The organism is Tateyamaria sp. LSS28, assembly GCF_059611725.1.
The window spans coordinates 24,785-41,981 of record NZ_JCAPFI010000005.1 but is presented as its reverse complement, the minus strand read 5'-3'; the positions used below and the strand labels follow the sequence as shown (position 1 = coordinate 41,981).

At 61.5% G+C, this 17,197-nt stretch carries 15 protein-coding genes; 1 reads left to right on the top strand and 14 read right to left on the bottom strand.

Going from position 1 to position 17,197, the window contains the following annotated elements:
- Positions 1 to 10: 10 nt before the first annotated feature.
- The 11 genes from AC53L6_RS15825 to AC53L6_RS15775 form a co-directional block, all read right to left on the bottom strand.
- Complete coding sequence (locus AC53L6_RS15825) at positions 11 to 1,336, bottom strand: NAD(P)/FAD-dependent oxidoreductase (protein ID WP_496908560.1); 1,326 nt, start codon at positions 1,334 to 1,336, stop codon at positions 11 to 13.
- Positions 1,333 to 2,820, bottom strand: a complete 1,488-nt coding sequence (locus AC53L6_RS15820; RefSeq protein WP_496908559.1) for an aldehyde dehydrogenase — start codon at positions 2,818 to 2,820, stop codon at positions 1,333 to 1,335. The genes AC53L6_RS15825 and AC53L6_RS15820 overlap by 4 nt, the downstream gene beginning before the upstream one ends.
- Before the next feature lie 3 nt (positions 2,821 to 2,823).
- Positions 2,824 to 3,741 (bottom strand): dihydrodipicolinate synthase family protein, encoded by a 918-nt coding sequence (locus AC53L6_RS15815; protein WP_496908558.1) that lies wholly within the window; start codon positions 3,739 to 3,741, stop codon positions 2,824 to 2,826.
- On the bottom strand, positions 3,738 to 4,445 hold the full coding sequence (locus AC53L6_RS15810; protein WP_496908557.1) for a GntR family transcriptional regulator: 708 nt from the start codon (positions 4,443 to 4,445) through the stop codon (positions 3,738 to 3,740). The genes AC53L6_RS15815 and AC53L6_RS15810 overlap by 4 nt, the downstream gene beginning before the upstream one ends.
- A 118-nt stretch (positions 4,446 to 4,563) precedes the next feature.
- On the bottom strand, positions 4,564 to 6,801 hold the full coding sequence (locus tag AC53L6_RS15805; RefSeq protein WP_496908556.1) for a xanthine dehydrogenase family protein molybdopterin-binding subunit: 2,238 nt from the start codon (positions 6,799 to 6,801) through the stop codon (positions 4,564 to 4,566).
- Between the two features lie 2 nt (positions 6,802 to 6,803).
- A complete protein-coding gene (locus tag AC53L6_RS15800) occupies positions 6,804 to 7,262 on the bottom strand; it encodes a (2Fe-2S)-binding protein (protein ID WP_496908555.1) in 459 nt (152 codons plus the stop codon).
- Between the two features lie 103 nt (positions 7,263 to 7,365).
- On the bottom strand, positions 7,366 to 8,181 hold the full coding sequence (locus tag AC53L6_RS15795) for a TolB family protein (protein ID WP_299772973.1): 816 nt from the start codon (positions 8,179 to 8,181) through the stop codon (positions 7,366 to 7,368).
- A gap of 14 nt (positions 8,182 to 8,195) precedes the next feature.
- Positions 8,196 to 9,308 (bottom strand): S-(hydroxymethyl)glutathione dehydrogenase/class III alcohol dehydrogenase, encoded by a 1,113-nt coding sequence (locus AC53L6_RS15790; protein ID WP_299706099.1) that lies wholly within the window; start codon positions 9,306 to 9,308, stop codon positions 8,196 to 8,198.
- A 218-nt stretch (positions 9,309 to 9,526) separates the two neighbouring features.
- Entirely contained in the window at positions 9,527 to 10,402 is an 876-nt protein-coding gene (locus tag AC53L6_RS15785) for an intradiol ring-cleavage dioxygenase (protein WP_496908554.1), read from the bottom strand.
- Positions 10,399 to 12,180, bottom strand: coding sequence for an FAD-dependent oxidoreductase (locus tag AC53L6_RS15780; protein WP_496908553.1), 1,782 nt, complete (start codon positions 12,178 to 12,180; stop codon positions 10,399 to 10,401). The genes AC53L6_RS15785 and AC53L6_RS15780 overlap by 4 nt, the downstream gene beginning before the upstream one ends.
- Positions 12,181 to 12,203: 23 nt before the next feature.
- A complete protein-coding gene (locus AC53L6_RS15775; RefSeq protein ID WP_496908552.1) occupies positions 12,204 to 13,259 on the bottom strand; it encodes a maleylacetate reductase in 1,056 nt (351 codons plus the stop codon).
- Positions 13,260 to 13,327: 68 nt separating this feature from the next.
- Between AC53L6_RS15775 and AC53L6_RS15770 the strand changes: the two genes are divergently transcribed.
- Positions 13,328 to 14,278 carry a LysR family transcriptional regulator gene (locus AC53L6_RS15770; protein WP_496908551.1) on the top strand — a complete coding sequence of 317 codons (951 nt, stop codon included), beginning with the start codon at positions 13,328 to 13,330 and terminating at the stop codon, positions 14,276 to 14,278.
- A gap of 439 nt (positions 14,279 to 14,717) precedes the next feature.
- On the opposite strand, the gene AC53L6_RS15765 is transcribed toward AC53L6_RS15770, so the two are convergent.
- The 3 genes from AC53L6_RS15765 to AC53L6_RS15755 all read right to left on the bottom strand — a co-directional run bounded on the left by AC53L6_RS15765 (position 14,718) and on the right by AC53L6_RS15755 (position 17,086).
- Positions 14,718 to 14,945 (bottom strand): RidA family protein, encoded by a 228-nt coding sequence (locus tag AC53L6_RS15765; RefSeq protein WP_496908550.1) that lies wholly within the window; start codon positions 14,943 to 14,945, stop codon positions 14,718 to 14,720.
- A 387-nt stretch (positions 14,946 to 15,332) separates the two neighbouring features.
- Positions 15,333 to 16,178, bottom strand: a complete 846-nt coding sequence (locus AC53L6_RS15760) for an NAD-dependent epimerase/dehydratase family protein (protein ID WP_496908549.1) — start codon at positions 16,176 to 16,178, stop codon at positions 15,333 to 15,335.
- On the bottom strand, positions 16,175 to 17,086 hold the full coding sequence (locus AC53L6_RS15755; RefSeq protein WP_496908548.1) for a LysR substrate-binding domain-containing protein: 912 nt from the start codon (positions 17,084 to 17,086) through the stop codon (positions 16,175 to 16,177). Before AC53L6_RS15755 ends, AC53L6_RS15760 begins: the two co-directional genes overlap by 4 nt.
- Positions 17,087 to 17,197: the final 111 nt, after the last annotated feature.

Here is a 17,197-nt window from a genome sequence, read left to right as displayed (position 1 = left end):
TGATTTTACGCTATTCTCCGCCTGCCCGCCACTCCTTCCACCGCAAATAAGCGTTCGCACCAAGCGTCGCAAAAGGCTGCGGCGGCAGGCGCTTGGGCTCTGCTTCCGCTTCAAAATAATCCGCAATCTCAGACGGCTGACCACAGCACCGATCCGCCGCCGCGATGCCCGTCAACGTGCCCCGCGCCGTGCCCAATCCGTTCTGCACACAAGCACTGAACAGCCCCTGCTCGATCTCACGTGCATGGGCTACACCGTTCAGAGACAGGCACAAATGCCCACCCCACACCTGGGCCTGACGCACACCCGTCAAATGCGGGAACCGCGCAGCAAAGGCGCGCGCGTGGGCACGGGCCGCCCGCCCCATGTCGCGGTCCGTCGGGTGCATTCCAGGCCGCACCGCCGCGCAGTTTCGGGTGACAATCCGGTGCCCACCCTGCCCCGTATCGATCCGGCGCACCGTTGTGCCCATGGGATCGGACGGCGTCACCCCCCAACGGGGCGCACCGCCCACCACCTGCGGATCCAAATCCTCGGTCATGGAGGCAAACAGGAACAACTGCACCAACCGCCCCCGCGCCACGCCAAAGCTCTCCAAATGCCCGTTCACGGCAAGGATCACACGCTCAGCCGTGACTGACCCCTTCGGCGCCCGCAGCACCCAATCCCGCCCCGCACGTTCAAAACGCAGAACCGGGCTGCGGTCATACACCTCCGCCCCGCGGGCCAGACCGGCTGCCAACCCACGCACGTAGCCCGCAGGCTGCAACATGACGGTGCCCGGCGTGTACAGACCCGACCGATAATGCGCGGAGCCGGTCAACTCCTTCATTGCCGGGGCATCCAACCACTCATGGGGCTCTCCCAACCCCTCAAGGTGCTTGGCGTAACTGCGGTTATGCGCATCGCCCGCTTCTGTCGCTGCACCATTCACCTTGCCCGCAGGATCGAAATAGTCCAGCGAAATGTCGTAATCGGCCACCGCGTCGCGGGCAAATGCAATAGCCGCGCGGTTCAACCGGGTCAGCATACGGTCATCCCCGGCACCCGCATAGTCTTCGGACGCAAGATCATGCGGCAGATCAATCATGAAACCGGAATTGCGCCCCGCCGCACCATCTGCGACGCGCCACGCATCCAACACAACAACCCGCGCCTGTGGCCAGTGCTGCAACACGCGCCGCGCCGCAGACAGTCCTGCGAAACCAGCGCCCACAACGGCCACATCCGCCGTCACCTGCGTCTCAAGCCGGGGAAAGGACGGCCCCGGCCCCAATATCTCCGCCCAACCTGCTGGGCCGCGATGCCGCGGCAAGCGGCGCGCGGCATATCTCATTCCACGGCCTCGTCTGCATCATCGGACAGATCCACCCAAATGGTCTTGATCTGGGTGTATTGATCATGGGCCTGCACCCCGTTGTCGCGCCCACCAAAGCCCGACATCTTCATGCCCCCGAACGGTGTCGCAATGTCACCCTCTCCATAAGCATTGACCGTCACGGTCCCCGCCCGCAACATCCGTGCCCCGCGCAGGGCGCGCTTGGCGTTGGAGGTGAACAGGGACGCACACAAACCATAGGGCGTGTCATTGGCAACCGCCATAGCCTCGTCAAACGACGCCACTGGGATCACCGCCAACACCGGGCCGAAAATCTCGTCTCGCGCCAGCGGATTGTCCGACGAAGCTGAGACAACGGTTGGAGAGACAAAGGGTTTATTCACAGAACCACCCACAAGGATATCCCCGGCTTTTTCCACATATCCACAGACTTTATCAAAATGCGAACCACTCACCAGCGCCCCTTGCCGCGTCTCAGGGTCCAGCGGATCACCCACGGGCAAATGGCGCATATGGGCTTCGATCCGCGCCAGCAGGTCCTCTCGCACATCCTCGTGCACGATCAGGCGAGAGATTGCGGAACAGTTTTCACCCATGTTCCAGAACGCGCCGTTGACGATGTGCTGCGCCACACGGTCAAGGTTTTCGGCATCGTCCATGACGACACAGGGGTTCTTGCCGCCCATCTCCAACACAACCTCTTTTGCATTGGACTCGGCGGCATAGGTCAAGAACTTCATGCCCGTCTCAGTCGACCCGGTAAAGCTGACCATGTCGATATCCATATGGCGGCCAATCGGTTCCCCCACATCCGGCCCGTGCCCCGGCACAACGTTCAACACACCGCGCGGCACCCCAGCCTCCATGGCCAACTCCGCGAGCCGCAGCGCAGTCAGCGATGTCTCCTCGGCAGGTTTCAGCACCACGGAACAGCCAGAAGCCAAAGCAGGCCCGATCTTCCACGCCATCATCAACAGCGGGAAGTTCCACGGCAAAACCAACCCGACAACGCCCACGGGCTCGCGCACCACCATGGCAATGTGATCATCCGAAGCGGGCGCAACCGAATCGTAAATCTTGTCGATGGCTTCCGCATGCCACTTGATGCAATGAATGGCCTCGGGCACATCGACAGTCTCGCAATCGAAGATCGTCTTACCACTGTCCACACTCTCCAGCACGGCCAGTTCACGAGCGTTCCGGGTCATCAGCTTGCACAACCGGATCAACACATCCTTGCGATCACTCGGGTGCAACCGCGACCAGCGCCCGTCCTCAAACGCCTCGCGTGCTTTGAGCACGGCAAAATCCACATCTTCCGCCCCGCAGGCCGACACTTTCGCAATCACATCCCCCGTCGCAGGGTTCACGCTATCAAAAGTCTTGCCTGACGCAGCGGGCCGAAACCCACCGTCGATAAAAGCGCTTGTGGCAGGTGTCAGATCTGCGGCGATGGCCTTGTATTCTTCTGTCGTCAGCATGGATTATCCCTCCGCCTCGATCTGCGCGATGGTGGTCTTCAGCACGCGGACCACCTGTTCCAGCGCCCGCTTGTCATCTTTGTTCAACGCCTTGAGCGGCGGCCGGATCGCACCCGTCTCAATGCCCTGGAACGTCACACCGTACTTGATGCATTGCACGAACTTGCCACCCTGCTCCAGCACCCGCATCAGCGGCATCATCGCCGACATGATGCGGCGGCCCTTGTCAAAATTCCCTTCGACCACGCAAGCGCGCCACAGCGCGACATGCTCATCAGGCAGGAAGTTCGATCCGCCACAGACCCAGCTTTTTGCCCCCCAGGCAAAGAATTCCAGCGCCTGATCGTCCATGCCACAGGACATCTGGATATGCGGGTAATCCCGCGCCAGCAGGTGCACCCGATTGATATCGCCCGAACTTTCCTTGATCGCACAGAAATTCCGGGACCGGCCTACGCGGTCGAGGAATTCCTCACCCATACTCACACCCATCCGTCCCGGATAGTTGTAAAGCATGATGGGCAGATCGACGGCCTTGTCGATGGCAAGGGCGGCCAGCGCGTTTTCCCGCTCGGTCGGCACGGCATAGGGCGGCGTGGCCACCAGCAGCGCATTGGCACCCATACCCTTGCCGCCCTGTGCCAGCGCCATCATGTCGGCGGGCAGCATCGCGCCTGTACCCATGATCATTGGCACCCGGCCCGCCACGATCCTGATCGTCCGCTCTGCCACCTCAAGCCGTTCGGCAACGGTCATGGCGTAATTCTCGCCCGTTGATCCGCCCGAAATGAGGCCGTGCACACCTGCCGCGATCAGTCGCTCAAGAACTGCATCCAGCGCCCCGAAATCCGGCGAGTAATCCGCATTAAAAGGGGTGACAACAGGGGTATAAATCCCGTTGAACTCCATGATGGGCGTCATAGGCGCGCCTCCTGTGGGGGTGGGCCCAGCGGCAGATCAAGGCCGCCGGGCATGACAAACTGAGCGATCCGGTCGCGTGACAGCGCCCAATGGGCTTGCGCCAGCTCTCCGGCCCGCGCGGCATCGCGTGCGTCGATTGCCTCGATGATCTGTTCGTGATGGTCGCGAGCGGTTTTGATGGTGTTTTTGTCAGCGTCGGTGCGCGGAGCGTAGAACGTCATCGAAATGCGCGCATGATCCAGCAGCAGCCGGTTGAAGCTGGGCAACAGGAACGGGTTGTCCGCCATCTCGCCCGTGATGCGGTGAAACCGGTCATTGGCCAGCGCCCGATCTGCCGTCGAGCCATTGCGCAGCGCGCGGATGAATATGTCCTGCGCTTCGGCCAGCTCAACGACCTGTGCGGGGGTCCGGTTCTCGGTTGCGAGCTGCAGGATGGCTGCATAGATCATAGGGGCTGCGATGAAAAAAGCGCGGAGGGAGGCATGGGACATCTCCGACACCTGCGCCCCCCGGTTCTGGCGCAGGGTGACATATCCCTCGCCTGCCAGCTGCCGCAGCACTTCGCGCATCGGCGTGCGGGACAGGCCGTGCTCAGCGCACAGACGGGCTTCATCCAGATCGGTACCGGGCGCCAGATCCAGTGTCAGGATACCGGCGACAAGCGCGTCATAGGCGTTGGATTTAGGCGACGACTCAGATTGCATACAATATGTATACAAAATCTGTCCCCGCGGGGACAATCCAAAAAGTAAGGCGCAGGTAAACCTGCGCCTTTAACCTTCTTTTCATCTGTAAGGCGCACCTACCGGTGCGCCCCGCGGCTCAAACAAAATCGATATGTTTGTTCATAGGCATCTCACGAATCCGCTGCCCGGTCGCCGCAAAGATTGCGTTGGACAGCGCCGCAGCAGCCGGCGGAACCATAGGCTCACCCATGCCACGCACGGTGTCGCCATTCTCCAGCCCGCGCACGAAAATCTCCGGCGCTTGCGACAGGCGCATGCCTTCGAAATCATAATAATTCCGCTGCTCCGCCATGCCGTCTGCGATCGTGATCTCGGAGTTCATGGCATGGCCCAACGCCCAGACGATGCCGCCTTGCACCATGTTTTCAAAGTTGATCGGGTCGATCACGCGGCCAACCTCGGCAGCCACCCAGACCTTGTCGATCTTGATCGCGCCGTCCATGTTTGTGACTTCGACCACTTCTGCGGTAGGGACGCCAAAGGACATGCAAAAGGCAACGCCACGCCCCTTGTTCGGCCCCAAGTCATTGCCCCAATTGGACATTTCAGCGACGGCTTCCAGGGTCTTGCGAGACGGATCGTGCCAACACAGCCGCATCCGCTCCTCCATCGGATCGGCACCCGCGGCATGGATCAGCTCGTCCAGAAAGACGTCATGGAAGAACCCGTTGGTCGACGCTCCCACCGACCGCCAGCTTGAGACCGGCGCAAGTTCAGGCGCGCGGTAGCCGGTGACGCGGTAGTTGGGGATCTGCATGGGTTGCTCCCACGCGCCAGCGACGATTTGCAGGTCGGGGCCCGGGACAGGCAGACCCTGCCGTCCCATCTGGCTGGCCACAACAGAGGGCATGGCGATGCCCAGATCATAGGCCTCGACCGTGCCATCACGCACCGCACCACGCCCGCGTGCCATGGCGATCTGGCGGGTGTCGTTCTGGACGGTGTCCTCTTCGCGGCTATAAGTCAGCTTAACGGGCGCACCCTTCATTTGCATTGCAATTTCAGTGGCTTCGCGCACGACCCGGTCCTCAAGACGGTGACCAAAGCTGCCGCCCATCATCAGCACATGGACAAAGACCTGATCCGTGTCCAAGCCGGTCAACTTCGCCACGTTGGTTTGCACAAAGCGCGGGATCTGGGTGCCGGTCCACACATCCGCACGGTCGTCCGTGACCTGCACGACGGCAGAGATCGGCTCCAACGGCGCGTGGGCAAGGTAGGGTGCGCGGTACTCGGCCTCGATCACCTCGGCGCCTTCCAATACAGCGTCCACGTCTCCGTCATCACGGAAGCGGCTGTCCTGATGGTCCGAGGTGAAGCTGTCGGACAGGGTCTGCCAATGCTCTGCCTGCTCTGCCGGATACGGGGCTGGTCCCCAATCGACATCAATCGCGTTCACGGCCTGAATGGCGCGCCATGTGTTGTCGGCCACGACGGCCACACCGTCCGTCACCTGCACCACGTCGATGACGCCCCGCATCTCGCGTGCAGCCTCTGCGTCAAAGCCGTTCATGATCCCCCTGCGGGGGCTGGTACGAACCGACGCATGCACCATGCCATCCATTTCGAAATCGATACCATAGCGCTGTGTTCCGGTGGATTTGGCAAGAATATCAACGCGCTCCATCTCTTTCCCAACCAGCCGCCAGGTGGAGGGATCGCGCAAAGTCACATCGTTGACCGGGTCCATGGTCGCTGCCGTGGCCGCGAGTTCCATGTAGGCAATCGTTCCACCACCGGGCAGGATCACCGCGCCTTTTTCAGTTTTGAGGTCAGAGACATCCGCACCCGTCTGTTCGGCGGCTGCGGCCTTCAACGTTTCACGCGCCACGGCCCCTGCAAGGCGCAGCTTTTCAAAGCTGTCGGGCACGGTGGTCGAACCGCCTGTGATCTGCATACCCATGAACTTCATCATCGCATCCATGATCCCGCGTGTCGTGTCAGCAGCAAACCCATCATCGGTGGATCGGAAGGGCGCCGCCTCGGCGCTCAAAGCCGTGTTGTAATAGGCGGGGTCAGGCATACCGGGATCGACACTGACCTGATCCAGCTCGACATCCAATTCCTCTGCAATCAGGGCGGCCTGCACGTGGTATGCCCCCTGCCCGCTGTCGGCACGCGGGGTAATGAGCGTGATGCCTGTGCTGTCGATCTTGACGTAGGGCGTCAGCGCCGCCTCGCCCTCGGCCAGATCATTCAGAAGCGGGTTCGAAATGGGGCGCTTGTAGGCATAGTAGCCAAAAGCGACGCCACCGACGACGGCGGCTGAGCCCACAAGAAAGGTGCGACGCGCGATTTTTCCGATACGGCCCATGATTACGCCTCCTGCAGCTTGGTGGCGGCGGTTTTGACGGCGGCCCGGATACGGGAATAGGTCCCGCAGCGGCAGAGATTGCCGTTCATCGCGTCATCAATATCCGCATCTGTCGGTGCCGGGTTGATCGCCAGCAAGGACGCCGCCTGCATCATCTGGCCCGACTGGCAGTAACCGCATTGAGCCACTTGGTGTTCCACCCACGCCTGTTGCACGACATGCATAGCGTCGGGAGTGCCGAGCCCTTCGATCGTGGTCACGTCGCCCCAGACATCTGCCGCTGCGGTTTGACAGGACCGGACCGCCTCACCGTCGATATGCACCGTACAGGCCCCGCATTGCGCAACACCGCAGCCGTATTTGACGCCCTTTATGTTCAGCTCGTCCCGCAGAACCCAAAGCAGTGGCATGTCATCCTCGACATCCACCTCGTGTTCCGTGCCATTGACCGTGAGTTTCATCGCGCGCTCCTGAAAGGGTCGGTTTCATACCGAAGATATGTCAGGGCCGCCCGATAGTAACTTGCAGATCACGCCAATCGAGGTGAATATGACGCCAAGTCATTTATGGGCGCGCATAGCGCACATAGGCGAAAGCGGCCCCGTCGGGCGACCAGTTGGGCACGTTGATGGATCCCTGCCCGCCATGGAATTCAGCAACGGTACGTGCCGCACCGCCGTTCTGCGGCATCAGCTTCAGTGCAACGTCCTGGCCACGGGGGTGGCCCTCAACATCTTCTGGATAGGCCAAGTATAGCACGCGGCGCCCATCCGGCGAAGGGTGCGGGAACCAGTTGACCGGTGCGTCATCCGTCATCTGCTGCAAGTCCGAGCCGTCCGGGCGGATGCGCCAGATATCCGCCGTTGCGCCGTGGTGATCCGAATTGAACCAGATCCATTGCCCATCGGCTGAGTAATCCGGGCCATCCTTGTGCCCGGACCCAGAGGTCAGCTGGGTTTCGTCCCCGCCCCTGGCCGGGATGGTGAAGATTTGAAACAGGCCATCGCGCTGCGCCGTGTAGGTCAGCGTCGTGCCATCTGGCGACCAGCCATGGAAATATGATGGGACCAGAGGTGTCACCTTGGTCGGAGTGCCGCCCGTGATGGGCAATGTATAGATGCAGGATGTGCCGCGCGCGGGGCTTTCGCTGACCGCCAGCGTTTTGCCGTCGGGCGAAATGCCGTGATCGTTGTTCAGCGCGCTCAGCGGCCCGGTGTCGATCCAGTGGATCGCACCATCGGCAAGGGTCAGGCGAAACAGCCGTCCCCCACCATTCAAAACCAAAAAGGTCCCGCAAGGGGACCAGTTCGGCGCCTCGATCAAATCGGGCGTTTCATGGACAACCTGCTCGACGCCAGTGGCGACGTCGTGCAGGACCACGAAGCTGTGTGGCGTCAAAACTCGACGACGGCGCGGATCGACTTGCCTTCGTGCATCAGGTCGAAGCCGTGGTTGATTTCGTCCAGCGTGAGTTTGTGGGTGATCATCGGGTCGATCTCGATCTTGCCGTCCATGTACCAGTCCACGATCTTGGGCACGTCCGTGCGCCCCTTCGCCCCGCCAAAGGCGGTGCCGCGCCAGACGCGGCCCGTGACCAGTTGGAAGGGCCGGGTCGAGATTTCGGCACCCGCCGGAGCAACGCCGATGATGATCGATTCACCCCAGCCCTTGTGCGCCGCTTCCAGCGCCGTGCGCATCACCTCCACGTTGCCGGTGGCGTCGAAGGTGTAGTCCGCCCCACCGTTGGTCAGTTCGACCAGGTGCGCGACCATGTCGCCGTCGACCTTGGAGGGGTTCACGAAGTCGGTCATGCCGAAATGCGTCGCCATCTCGACCTTGCTGTCATTGAGGTCCACACCGACGATCTGGTCACAGCCTGCCAGTTTGAGGCCCTGGATCACGTTGAGGCCGATGCCACCCAGGCCAAAGACGATGGCCCGCGAGCCAATCTCGACTTTGGCGGTGTTGATCACCGCACCGATGCCGGTGGTAACGCCGCAGCCGATGTAGCAGATCTTGTCGAACGGCGCGTCCTTGCGGACCTTGGCCAGTGCGATCTCGGGCACGACCGTGTGGTTGGCGAAGGTGGAGCAGCCCATGTAGTGGTGGATCGGCGTGCCATCGAGCATCGAGAAGCGGGTGGAGCCGTCGGGCAGCAGGCCTTGCCCTTGGGTCGCGCGGACCTTTTGGCACAGGTTGGTTTTGGGGTTCAGGCAGTATTCGCATTCGCGGCATTCGGGCGTGTAAAGAGGGATAACGTGGTCGCCCACTTCGAGCGTTGTGACCCCCTCACCCACTTCGATGACGACGCCTGCGCCTTCGTGGCCGAGGATAGCGGGGAAGATGCCTTCAGGGTCGGCGCCCGAGCGGGTGAACTCGTCGGTGTGGCAGAGGCCGGTCGCCTTGATCTCGACCAACACTTCGCCGGCGCGGGGGCCGTCGAGGTTCACCTCCATGATCTCAAGCGGTTTGCCAGCCTCAACTGCGACAGCGGCGCGGGTTCTCATCATAGTGTGTCCTCCCATTCGGTGTTTGCGGCATGTGAGCCAGTGGAAGGTCGGTCTGTCAATGGAAAGGGCTGGGAAAATGTCAGTCCGGCCCTTCGGGGAGGATTTTTGAAAACAGGGAAGACGAGGCCGTCATCCTCTTCCCTGTTTCTGGAAAATCCTCGGGGGTGAGGCCGTAAGGCCGAGGGGGCAGACAGCCCCCTTTGGCAAAACGGTTGCTAGGCGCGCGCCAGAACGAAGTCGTGCACGACCTCGTAGTACGGGCCGTTCATACCTGCATCAGCAATCTTGCCTGCATCTTCGATCAGGTCAAATTTCGCCATCAGGCTTTCCTTGACCCCAAAGACCGCATCGGAGTGGATATAGGGATCATCCGGGTCGAAGATGTGGGTGGTCAGCGTCTCGAACCCATCGGCTTCGAGGATGTAGTGCAGGTGCGCGGGCCGGAACGGGTGACGGCCCAGCGCGCCCATCAGCTTGCCCACGGGGCCATCGTCGGGGATGGGGTAGTATTTCGGTTTCACGCCTTTGAAGTGATAGGTACCATCGCCGCCTGTGCGGAACACGCCGCGCAGGTTGAAGTCGGGCTGGATGCCCTTTTGCTGGACGTCATAGAACCCTTCGTCATTGGCCTGCCATACGTCGATCTTGACCTTGTCGATGGGGTTGCCGTCGGTATCCAGAATGCGCCCCTTGACCAGCATTGGCACACCTTTTTTATCAAGGCAGATGTTCGAGCCCATGGGCAGTTCCGGGGCATCAGGCAGGTGGAAGGGGCCGAGCACCGTGGATTCCGAAGCGCCGGACGGTTTGCGGTTGTTGATTGCGTCCACCAGCATGGAGACACCGAGCGTGTCGCTGAGCAGGATGAACTCCTGCCGCCAGTCGGTGCACATGTGGCCTGTCTCGGTCAGGAACATGATTGCCTTGAACCATTCTTCGTCCGTTGGTTCGATCTCTTTCACGCAGGCATGCATGTGGCGCACGATTGCATCCATCACCTGCGCCAACCGTGCGTTATCGGTGGTGGTACGGGCGTTGACCACCTCGGCGGAGTTGTCTTCGGTGAAGTATCCGTCGTGGGTGTTGCTCATGCCATGGCCTCCTGCTTGGCGTGTGTGTTCTGGGCCAGGATCGCGCCGAGCACCCGTTCCAGTTCAGCTTGGGGATTGTCCATCATGCCCTCGGCACGCCACGCGACGTGGTGGTCAGGGCGGACGAGGACGCAGCCCGCCTCGCCCACTTCGCGGGCGCGGGCCCAGTCGCCGGTGTGATCGACGAGGGGTTGGCGCGGGCCAATGACATGGGTGGTCAGGTTGATGCCCATCTGACCCGCAACGGCTTGCGCGGCGTCGGCCCATGCCCGGCCATTGAGGCCCGTGATCAGAGCAAAACCGCCCTGCGTCAGATCGAGCGTCGAGTGCTTGGTGCCGTGCTGATCGAAAAGCCAGACATGGGGCAACCGCGCGCCCGGCCATGTGGTGGGTTGGTAGTGCAGTTCGTGATCCAGATCGAAGGCCGGTTCCATCTGCCCGTCCGTCACCACCGCGTCCGAGCGGTAGCGCTGGTTCATCTCGACCCCGTGGGCATCGAATTCGTATTTCTTGAAGGCGATGGCCTCGCGCAGGGCGGCCCGTTGGGCCTCGGCCTCGGGCGTCGAGTCACAGCGTTTTTCCATGTTGGCCTGCATCACGTCGGGGTCGGTGTGGCCGATCAAGCCCAGCGCTTCGAAGATGGGGCCAAATTCGCCGATGGACTGGTTGGCGCGGGTGACGATCTGTTTCGCCACGGGCGCGCGTTCGGTGTTGTAGCTGTCAAGCAGCCCCTCGCCCGCCTGCCCCTTGAGCACGGCGGCGAGTTTCCACGAGAGGTTAAAGGCGTCCTGGATCGAGGTGTTGGAGCCCAGCCCGTTCGAAGGTGGGTGCCGATGCGCGGCGTCACCCATGATGAATACGCGCTCCTTGGACATTTGCGTGGCGTAGGCGTCGTTCACCGTCCAGTAGCTGATGCCTTGCATGTCGATCTCAAGCTCGGGATCGCCCACCAGATCGCGGATGATCTTCTTGGCCTCGTCATCGTTGAGTTCGGGCCGTTCACCTTCGATGTCGTAGCCCCAGATCGCCAGCCATTCGTTCCAGGGACGGACCATGCGCACGACACCCATGCCGATGCCACCCACGTTCGAGCCCGGTTGCATCACCCAGTAGAGGACCGAGGGGCGGTGGGCGACGTGTTGGCTGAGGTCGGCCTTGAACAGCAGGTTGATAGACCCGGCAACGCCCATCTTGCCCTCGATGGGAAGGCCGGTGTTTTCGGTGACCTGGGAGTTCCCGCCGTCTGCGCCGATCAGGTATTTGGAGCGGACGGTAAAGGTCTTGTTCGTCAGTCGGTCGAGCAGCGTTGTGGTCACCCCTTCCCCATCCGCCTCGTGGCTTTGGTATTCGCAGGACATGCGCGCCTGCGTCCCGCGCGCGCAGGCGGTTTTGAACAGCAGCGGCTCCATGAAGGTTTGTGGTAGGTCATTCATCTTGCTGGGTGAACTCAGGTCATGTTCTGCGCGGCTGAGCGGATGTGTGCCCCATGTCTGGATGCGCCCCAACTCCTCGCCCGTGAGGCTTTCGCAGAAGACGTTGGAGCCCATGAGGTCCTGTTTGGTGGCGTGCATATACGCCTCGTCCTCGACCTCTCGGCCCAGATCGCGCAGCACTTCCATCGTGCGCTGGTTGGTGATGTGGGCGCGGGGGCTGTTGGCCAGCCAGCGGTAGCGGTTCACCACCATGTTCTCGATGCCATAGCTGGAGAGCAGCGCGGCGGTGGCGGACCCGGCGGGGCCTGTTCCGATGATCAGGACGTCTGTTGTGATGTCGGCCATGTGTTCCTCCCAGAGAGTGGCGTTCAGGTGGGTGCGGTGCCGGTCCAGGCGGCTTGCAGCAATTGGCGGATCCCGTCGCGCGTGATGGGCGCGGGGTTTGGATAGGGTTTTTGGGTGGCAAGGTCGGCGGCGTGATCGAGGTTGTCCTCCGTGACGCCGAGGTCTTGGAGCGCGAGGGGGGCGTTCATTTTCGTGGCAAAGGCATGGAGCGCCGGGCCGGGGGCCGTACCGCCAAAGATATCGGTGACGGGTTTCAACAGGTCGGGCACCGCTTGCGCGTTGTAGTGGATCGCATGGGGAAGGATGATGGCATGCGTGTCGGCGTGGGGCAGATCGAAGCTGCCGCCAAGCGTGTGGCAAAGCTTGTGGTGCAGGGCCATCCCCACCTGCCCCAGCACCGCTCCGCAAGCATAGGCGCCGCGCAGTGTCTTTTCCCGGGCCATCACGTCGGCCGGGTTTTCGAGCACAGCCGGGAGGCCGTCAGCAAAGTGCTGCATCCCGTCAATCGCCAACGCGGTGCTGTGGTCGGTCCGGTTTTCGGCATAGAGCGCCTCGGCCGCATGGGCGATGGCGTTGAGGGCGGAGGTGACCGTCATGGCCGTGGGTAGCGATGTGACAAGTTCGGGGTCGTAGAGGATGGTTTCAGGTTGGACCTTGGGGTCTGTCAGCGTGGTTTTGATGCCGTTTTCGGTCTGGCCGAGGATGGGCGTCGCCTCGGACCCGGCATAGGTGGTGGGGATCACGATTTGCGGCACGTCTGTACGCAGGGCGATGGCTTTGGCGAGGCCCGTGGTGGAACCGCCGCCGATGGCAATGACGCAATCTGCCTTCACGTCGTTCAGATGAGCGACGGCCTCCTCGCTGATATCAACGGGGGTATGCATGGCAGCGCGGGCAAAGATACCAGCGGCCATGTCGCCCAGCGCTTCGGCGACCTGCATTGCGCTGTCGCATTGCTGCGGGGTCGAGAGGACGAGGGCATGTTTGCAGCCGAGCCGGGCGACCTCTTTCGCCACCGTGTGGCGCAGTCCAGCACCGAAGCGCACGCGGGGGGACGAGGGGGCGGGTTGGGTGAGCATGTGGGAAGGCTACAAGGGTCAAACGATTATGTTGATACGATTTACGGGCCGCAATATAACCTGACGCTATGCAATTGGATCCCAATCATCTGGTCATGCTCGCCGCCGTGGTCGATGAAGGCGGCCTGACGCCAGGCGCCCACGCCCTTGGCAAGTCGCAGCCATCTTTGTCCCGCACACTGGCCGCGTTGGAGGCCCGTTTGGGTCAACCCCTGTTCGAAAAGGGTCGTCGTCCGCTGGTGCCGACCGAATTGGGCGCGGCGTTGGCGGCGCAGGGCCGTGTCATCCGGCAAGCCAGTGGGGAGGCTTCGGTTCAGGCGGATTTGTATATTGGCGGCAAGACCGGAGCGGTGCGCGTGGCGGGGACGCCGGTGTTCATGGATGCCGTCATTGCCACGATGATTGCGGGGTTCCAGCAAGCGCATCCCAATGTGCGGATCGATCAGAGCTATGGTTACGCCGATACACTGATGCGCGACGTGGAAAGCGGCGCGCTGGATCTGGCCATCTGCCCCCTGCCCCCGGGTGACCTGCCCGAGCCGATCGCCTTCGAAGAGATCCTGCAGGGCCGCAATGTCATCGCCTGTCGGATGGGTCATCCCCTCGCCCGGAAGCGGGCGTTGCGGCTGGAGGACATCGCCAACTATCCCTGGATCGCACCGCCGACGAACAGCCCACTCTACCAGGACCTGCGCGCCATCCTGCACGAGATCGAGGTGGAGGATGTGAAGGTCAGCTTCTCGGGCGGGTCCATCAGCGCGGTGCGCACGGTGCTGGAAGGGTCGGACAGCCTGACGATCCTGCCCTATTCGGTCATCTTCATGATGCGGCAGCAACAGGCGCTGACGGCACTGGACATCCGCATCAAACACGCGCCGCGCAACCTTGGGATCATCAGCCCGGCCGACCGGCCCGTGCGCCCCGCGGTGCGCCGGTTTCATCGTCACATCGCATCCGAGTTCAAGGCGCTGGCGCGGTCGATCTCGCATGCGCAGCAGAATTCGGTGTGGCGGGCGTGAGTTTCGGGACACGTGGACCGAAAAGACAGTGAACATGCCATGACGCTACCGGCCGCTTAGAGGCGCGCTTGCACAAGCGCGGGTCTATGCAAAGATCGGGCGGATAGGACGCGCTTCGGGCGTGAATTTGGATAGCGGCGCAGTGGACCTTCGGGAGAGCTGGATATTTATGCCACGAACATATCCTCGGCCGCGGGCTCGCGATTGCGGGAAATGTCCGCTTGGAGCCCTAACCGGACTTTGGCCATACCATGCTGTGCTGCATCGCAGCATTCCAAAAGCGGTCATTGAGAAGTGATGGCCATCCAACCTTATCACGGGGCAAAAACCTGCCAAAAGCTTAGAGAGTTTTGCCGGGGATTTTTGTCACGGCCGAGCGATTGATCATAGGCGGGTCAGCACATGCGGTCAAAAACGACCTTTTTTGCCCCAGTTTCGGTTAGCTCATAGCGATGACCTCAACCTCGACCAGCCATGATGGATCGAGCGTCGTTACGACGATTGCGGTGGTCGGCACTACACGGCCGTCAAGGGCCTTCTCACGCGCCGCCTGGTTCTTCCCTGCATACTCCGGTCGGGCGAGATAGCTGGTAAGGCGAACGATGTTTGCGACGGACATATCGGCCTCTGTGAGGACCCCAAATATGTCTGCGCTCCGTGGTGTCAATTCATCCGGAAACTGACCCGAGCACCGTTTTCTGGTTCAAATCCTGGGGTGGCGTCCGGCCGAACTTGTGCACTGCTCCCCAATCTCTGACCGCTGCAAGCTGGATTTTGCAGGCTCTCGCACGATGACAGGCTGTTGACACCATCTGGCTCGTGCGTGGCACTCGGGACCTCGTACCCGATCGCGCTTCCTCCAGGTTCCGGGTGACGCCTCGCCGCCCCGACGCGCAGAACGATATGCCGTTGAGGGGCAACTGGCACCTCAAAACCGATCCGTGTCGCGACTTCGATGGCGAGCACCCGATACCGGGGATCGGATGGTCAAGGAGAGATGCGGCATAACCCCTCCTTCTTCGGGATTCACCACCATCGGTCCAAGGGCCCGACTTCAGGTCAGAACTCCAGAGCCTTTTGTAGGTTCCCAACCCCAATCCGACCACGCCCTTCTGCTGCAATAGACGCGGTCGACATGACGCGGCAATGTCCACCCCTGAGCATCGAAGTAAGCGGCCACAGACGGGCAGCGGGCACGGATCAACTCATCGGCACGCGTCCCGAGATCTCTGCAGTCTGATCGCTTGAACGGCGTCGTGGCGACCGCGATGACGGGTTGAGGCTCGGAGGACGTCGCCTGCGCAGCTCTGATATGGGCCCAAGCAGCGTCTTCCTCGTCAATTCCGCGCGAAAGGCGGTGCAAGATCATGGTGCTCCGACTCTCGGGGAAACAGCGCCCCAATCTGACAATTGATGCCGGCAGGCCGTCTTGCGCCGCAGTCCGGACCAGGTGCTCCGCTTCGAGTTTCGTCTCATGATAGATCGTTCGAACCCGCACATCACTGTTGTCTTCAATCCAGCGCGCGTCCTCACCGGCTGCCGAACCGCCCCCGTAAAGCGCGGTCGTGCTTGTGAGGACCAGCCTCTCGACGCCAGCAAGCCGTGCAGCCCTGATGACACTGAGCGTCCCCCCCACATTGATCGACCGAAAGTCCTCATCCGGGACCTTGCCGACATGCGGGGCGTGTAACCCCGCGCAATGAATCACCAGCTGGTGTCCTTCGAACACAGATGCCAGTTGATCCGTATCGCGTATATCGAGTGCGCGGATGTCCGTGGCCCCGTGCATGTCGATCCCGGTGCACCCTTCCGCACCGTCGCGAAGGCTGGCCATGATCGCTTTGCCTATGCGACCGGCAGCGCCGGTAACAACCGTCTTAGGAAGGTGATCGCCTATCATTCCATGCTGCTGCGAAGACGTCCTGCGCCGACGAGCTTTTCGTACTTGCTTTGCGAAACCTGGAACTCGTCTTTCAACCACTTTCGGAAATGACGCGCCGCGGCTGACGAGCTCCGCGATTCCGGCTCCACCAACCAATAGGCTTCGCCGGTTTTTGCAGTGATCGGAAACGGGACCACCAGATCACCTGCATCAAGTGCGTCCAACGCCATGGTCTGCCATACCAGAGTAACACCCATACCTGAGATCGCCGCTTCGATACACAAATCGGGAGAAGACATCATCGACCTCTCTTTCAGATTCAAACGCGATGCACCCGCGGCCGTAAGCCAGAGAGGCCAGCCAGAGCCGCCTTCTTCTCCAAAAATGATCGGCACCTGTTCGAGATCCTGAATGCTTTCCAGTTTGCCAAGCAGGGCCGGCGCGCAAACAGGAAACAGTTCCAGGTCCATCAGTTTGCTTGCTCGCAGGCCGGACCAACTGCCCAACCCGAATCTGACACCATAGCTAAACTGGCCATTCCGCAAATCTGCCAGGTCGTGGCTGGAGTCGACCGTCAGATGTATGTCATCGTTCGTCGAGCAAAAGTTGCCCAACCTCGAGACCAGCCAGCTTTTCGCCAGGCCAGGCGCAACCGTAACACGCAATTCCTTGCTCTTTCTCGAATCCAGAAGGGACAAGGCCGAGTCTATCCGGTCAAATCCGCCGGACAGTTCCTCGAGAAACCCGTGATAGTCCTGCACAGGTACGAACCCGTCAGATGTGCGGTCAAACACGCGGTGTCCCAACTGCTCTTCAATTCGCACGACCTGTTTGCTGATCGCGCCGGGTGACACACAGAGATGCGAAGCGGCCTTGCTAAGGGTGCCGTATCGGCTCAGCGCAGAAAGCGCGCGCAACCCGTTCATCTGGAATCTCGCGAGATGGTCCATGGAAGCCCTCCGGTTCGTATGGAAAAGCGGATCGAATTATTGTCGATTGTTGGTCAGACGCACCCAAGCATACGATACCTCAAAGGA

Coding starts and splice junctions, on each gene's coding strand:
- AC53L6_RS15825 (WP_496908560.1), bottom strand. CDS start 1,336: ATGAGATATGCCGCGCGCCGCTTGCCGCGGCATCGCGGCCCAGCAGGT.
- AC53L6_RS15820 (WP_496908559.1), bottom strand. CDS start 2,820: ATGCTGACGACAGAAGAATACAAGGCCATCGCCGCAGATCTGACACCT.
- AC53L6_RS15815 (WP_496908558.1), bottom strand. CDS start 3,741: ATGACGCCCATCATGGAGTTCAACGGGATTTATACCCCTGTTGTCACC.
- AC53L6_RS15810 (WP_496908557.1), bottom strand. CDS start 4,445: ATGCAATCTGAGTCGTCGCCTAAATCCAACGCCTATGACGCGCTTGTC.
- AC53L6_RS15805 (WP_496908556.1), bottom strand. CDS start 6,801: ATGGGCCGTATCGGAAAAATCGCGCGTCGCACCTTTCTTGTGGGCTCA.
- AC53L6_RS15800 (WP_496908555.1), bottom strand. CDS start 7,262: ATGAAACTCACGGTCAATGGCACGGAACACGAGGTGGATGTCGAGGAT.
- AC53L6_RS15790 (WP_299706099.1), bottom strand. CDS start 9,308: ATGAGAACCCGCGCCGCTGTCGCAGTTGAGGCTGGCAAACCGCTTGAG.
- AC53L6_RS15785 (WP_496908554.1), bottom strand. CDS start 10,402: ATGAGCAACACCCACGACGGATACTTCACCGAAGACAACTCCGCCGAG.
- AC53L6_RS15780 (WP_496908553.1), bottom strand. CDS start 12,180: ATGGCCGACATCACAACAGACGTCCTGATCATCGGAACAGGCCCCGCC.
- AC53L6_RS15775 (WP_496908552.1), bottom strand. CDS start 13,259: ATGCTCACCCAACCCGCCCCCTCGTCCCCCCGCGTGCGCTTCGGTGCT.
- AC53L6_RS15770 (WP_496908551.1), top strand. CDS start 13,328: ATGCAATTGGATCCCAATCATCTGGTCATGCTCGCCGCCGTGGTCGAT.
- AC53L6_RS15760 (WP_496908549.1), bottom strand. CDS start 16,178: ATGATAGGCGATCACCTTCCTAAGACGGTTGTTACCGGCGCTGCCGGT.
- AC53L6_RS15755 (WP_496908548.1), bottom strand. CDS start 17,086: ATGAACGGGTTGCGCGCGCTTTCTGCGCTGAGCCGATACGGCACCCTT.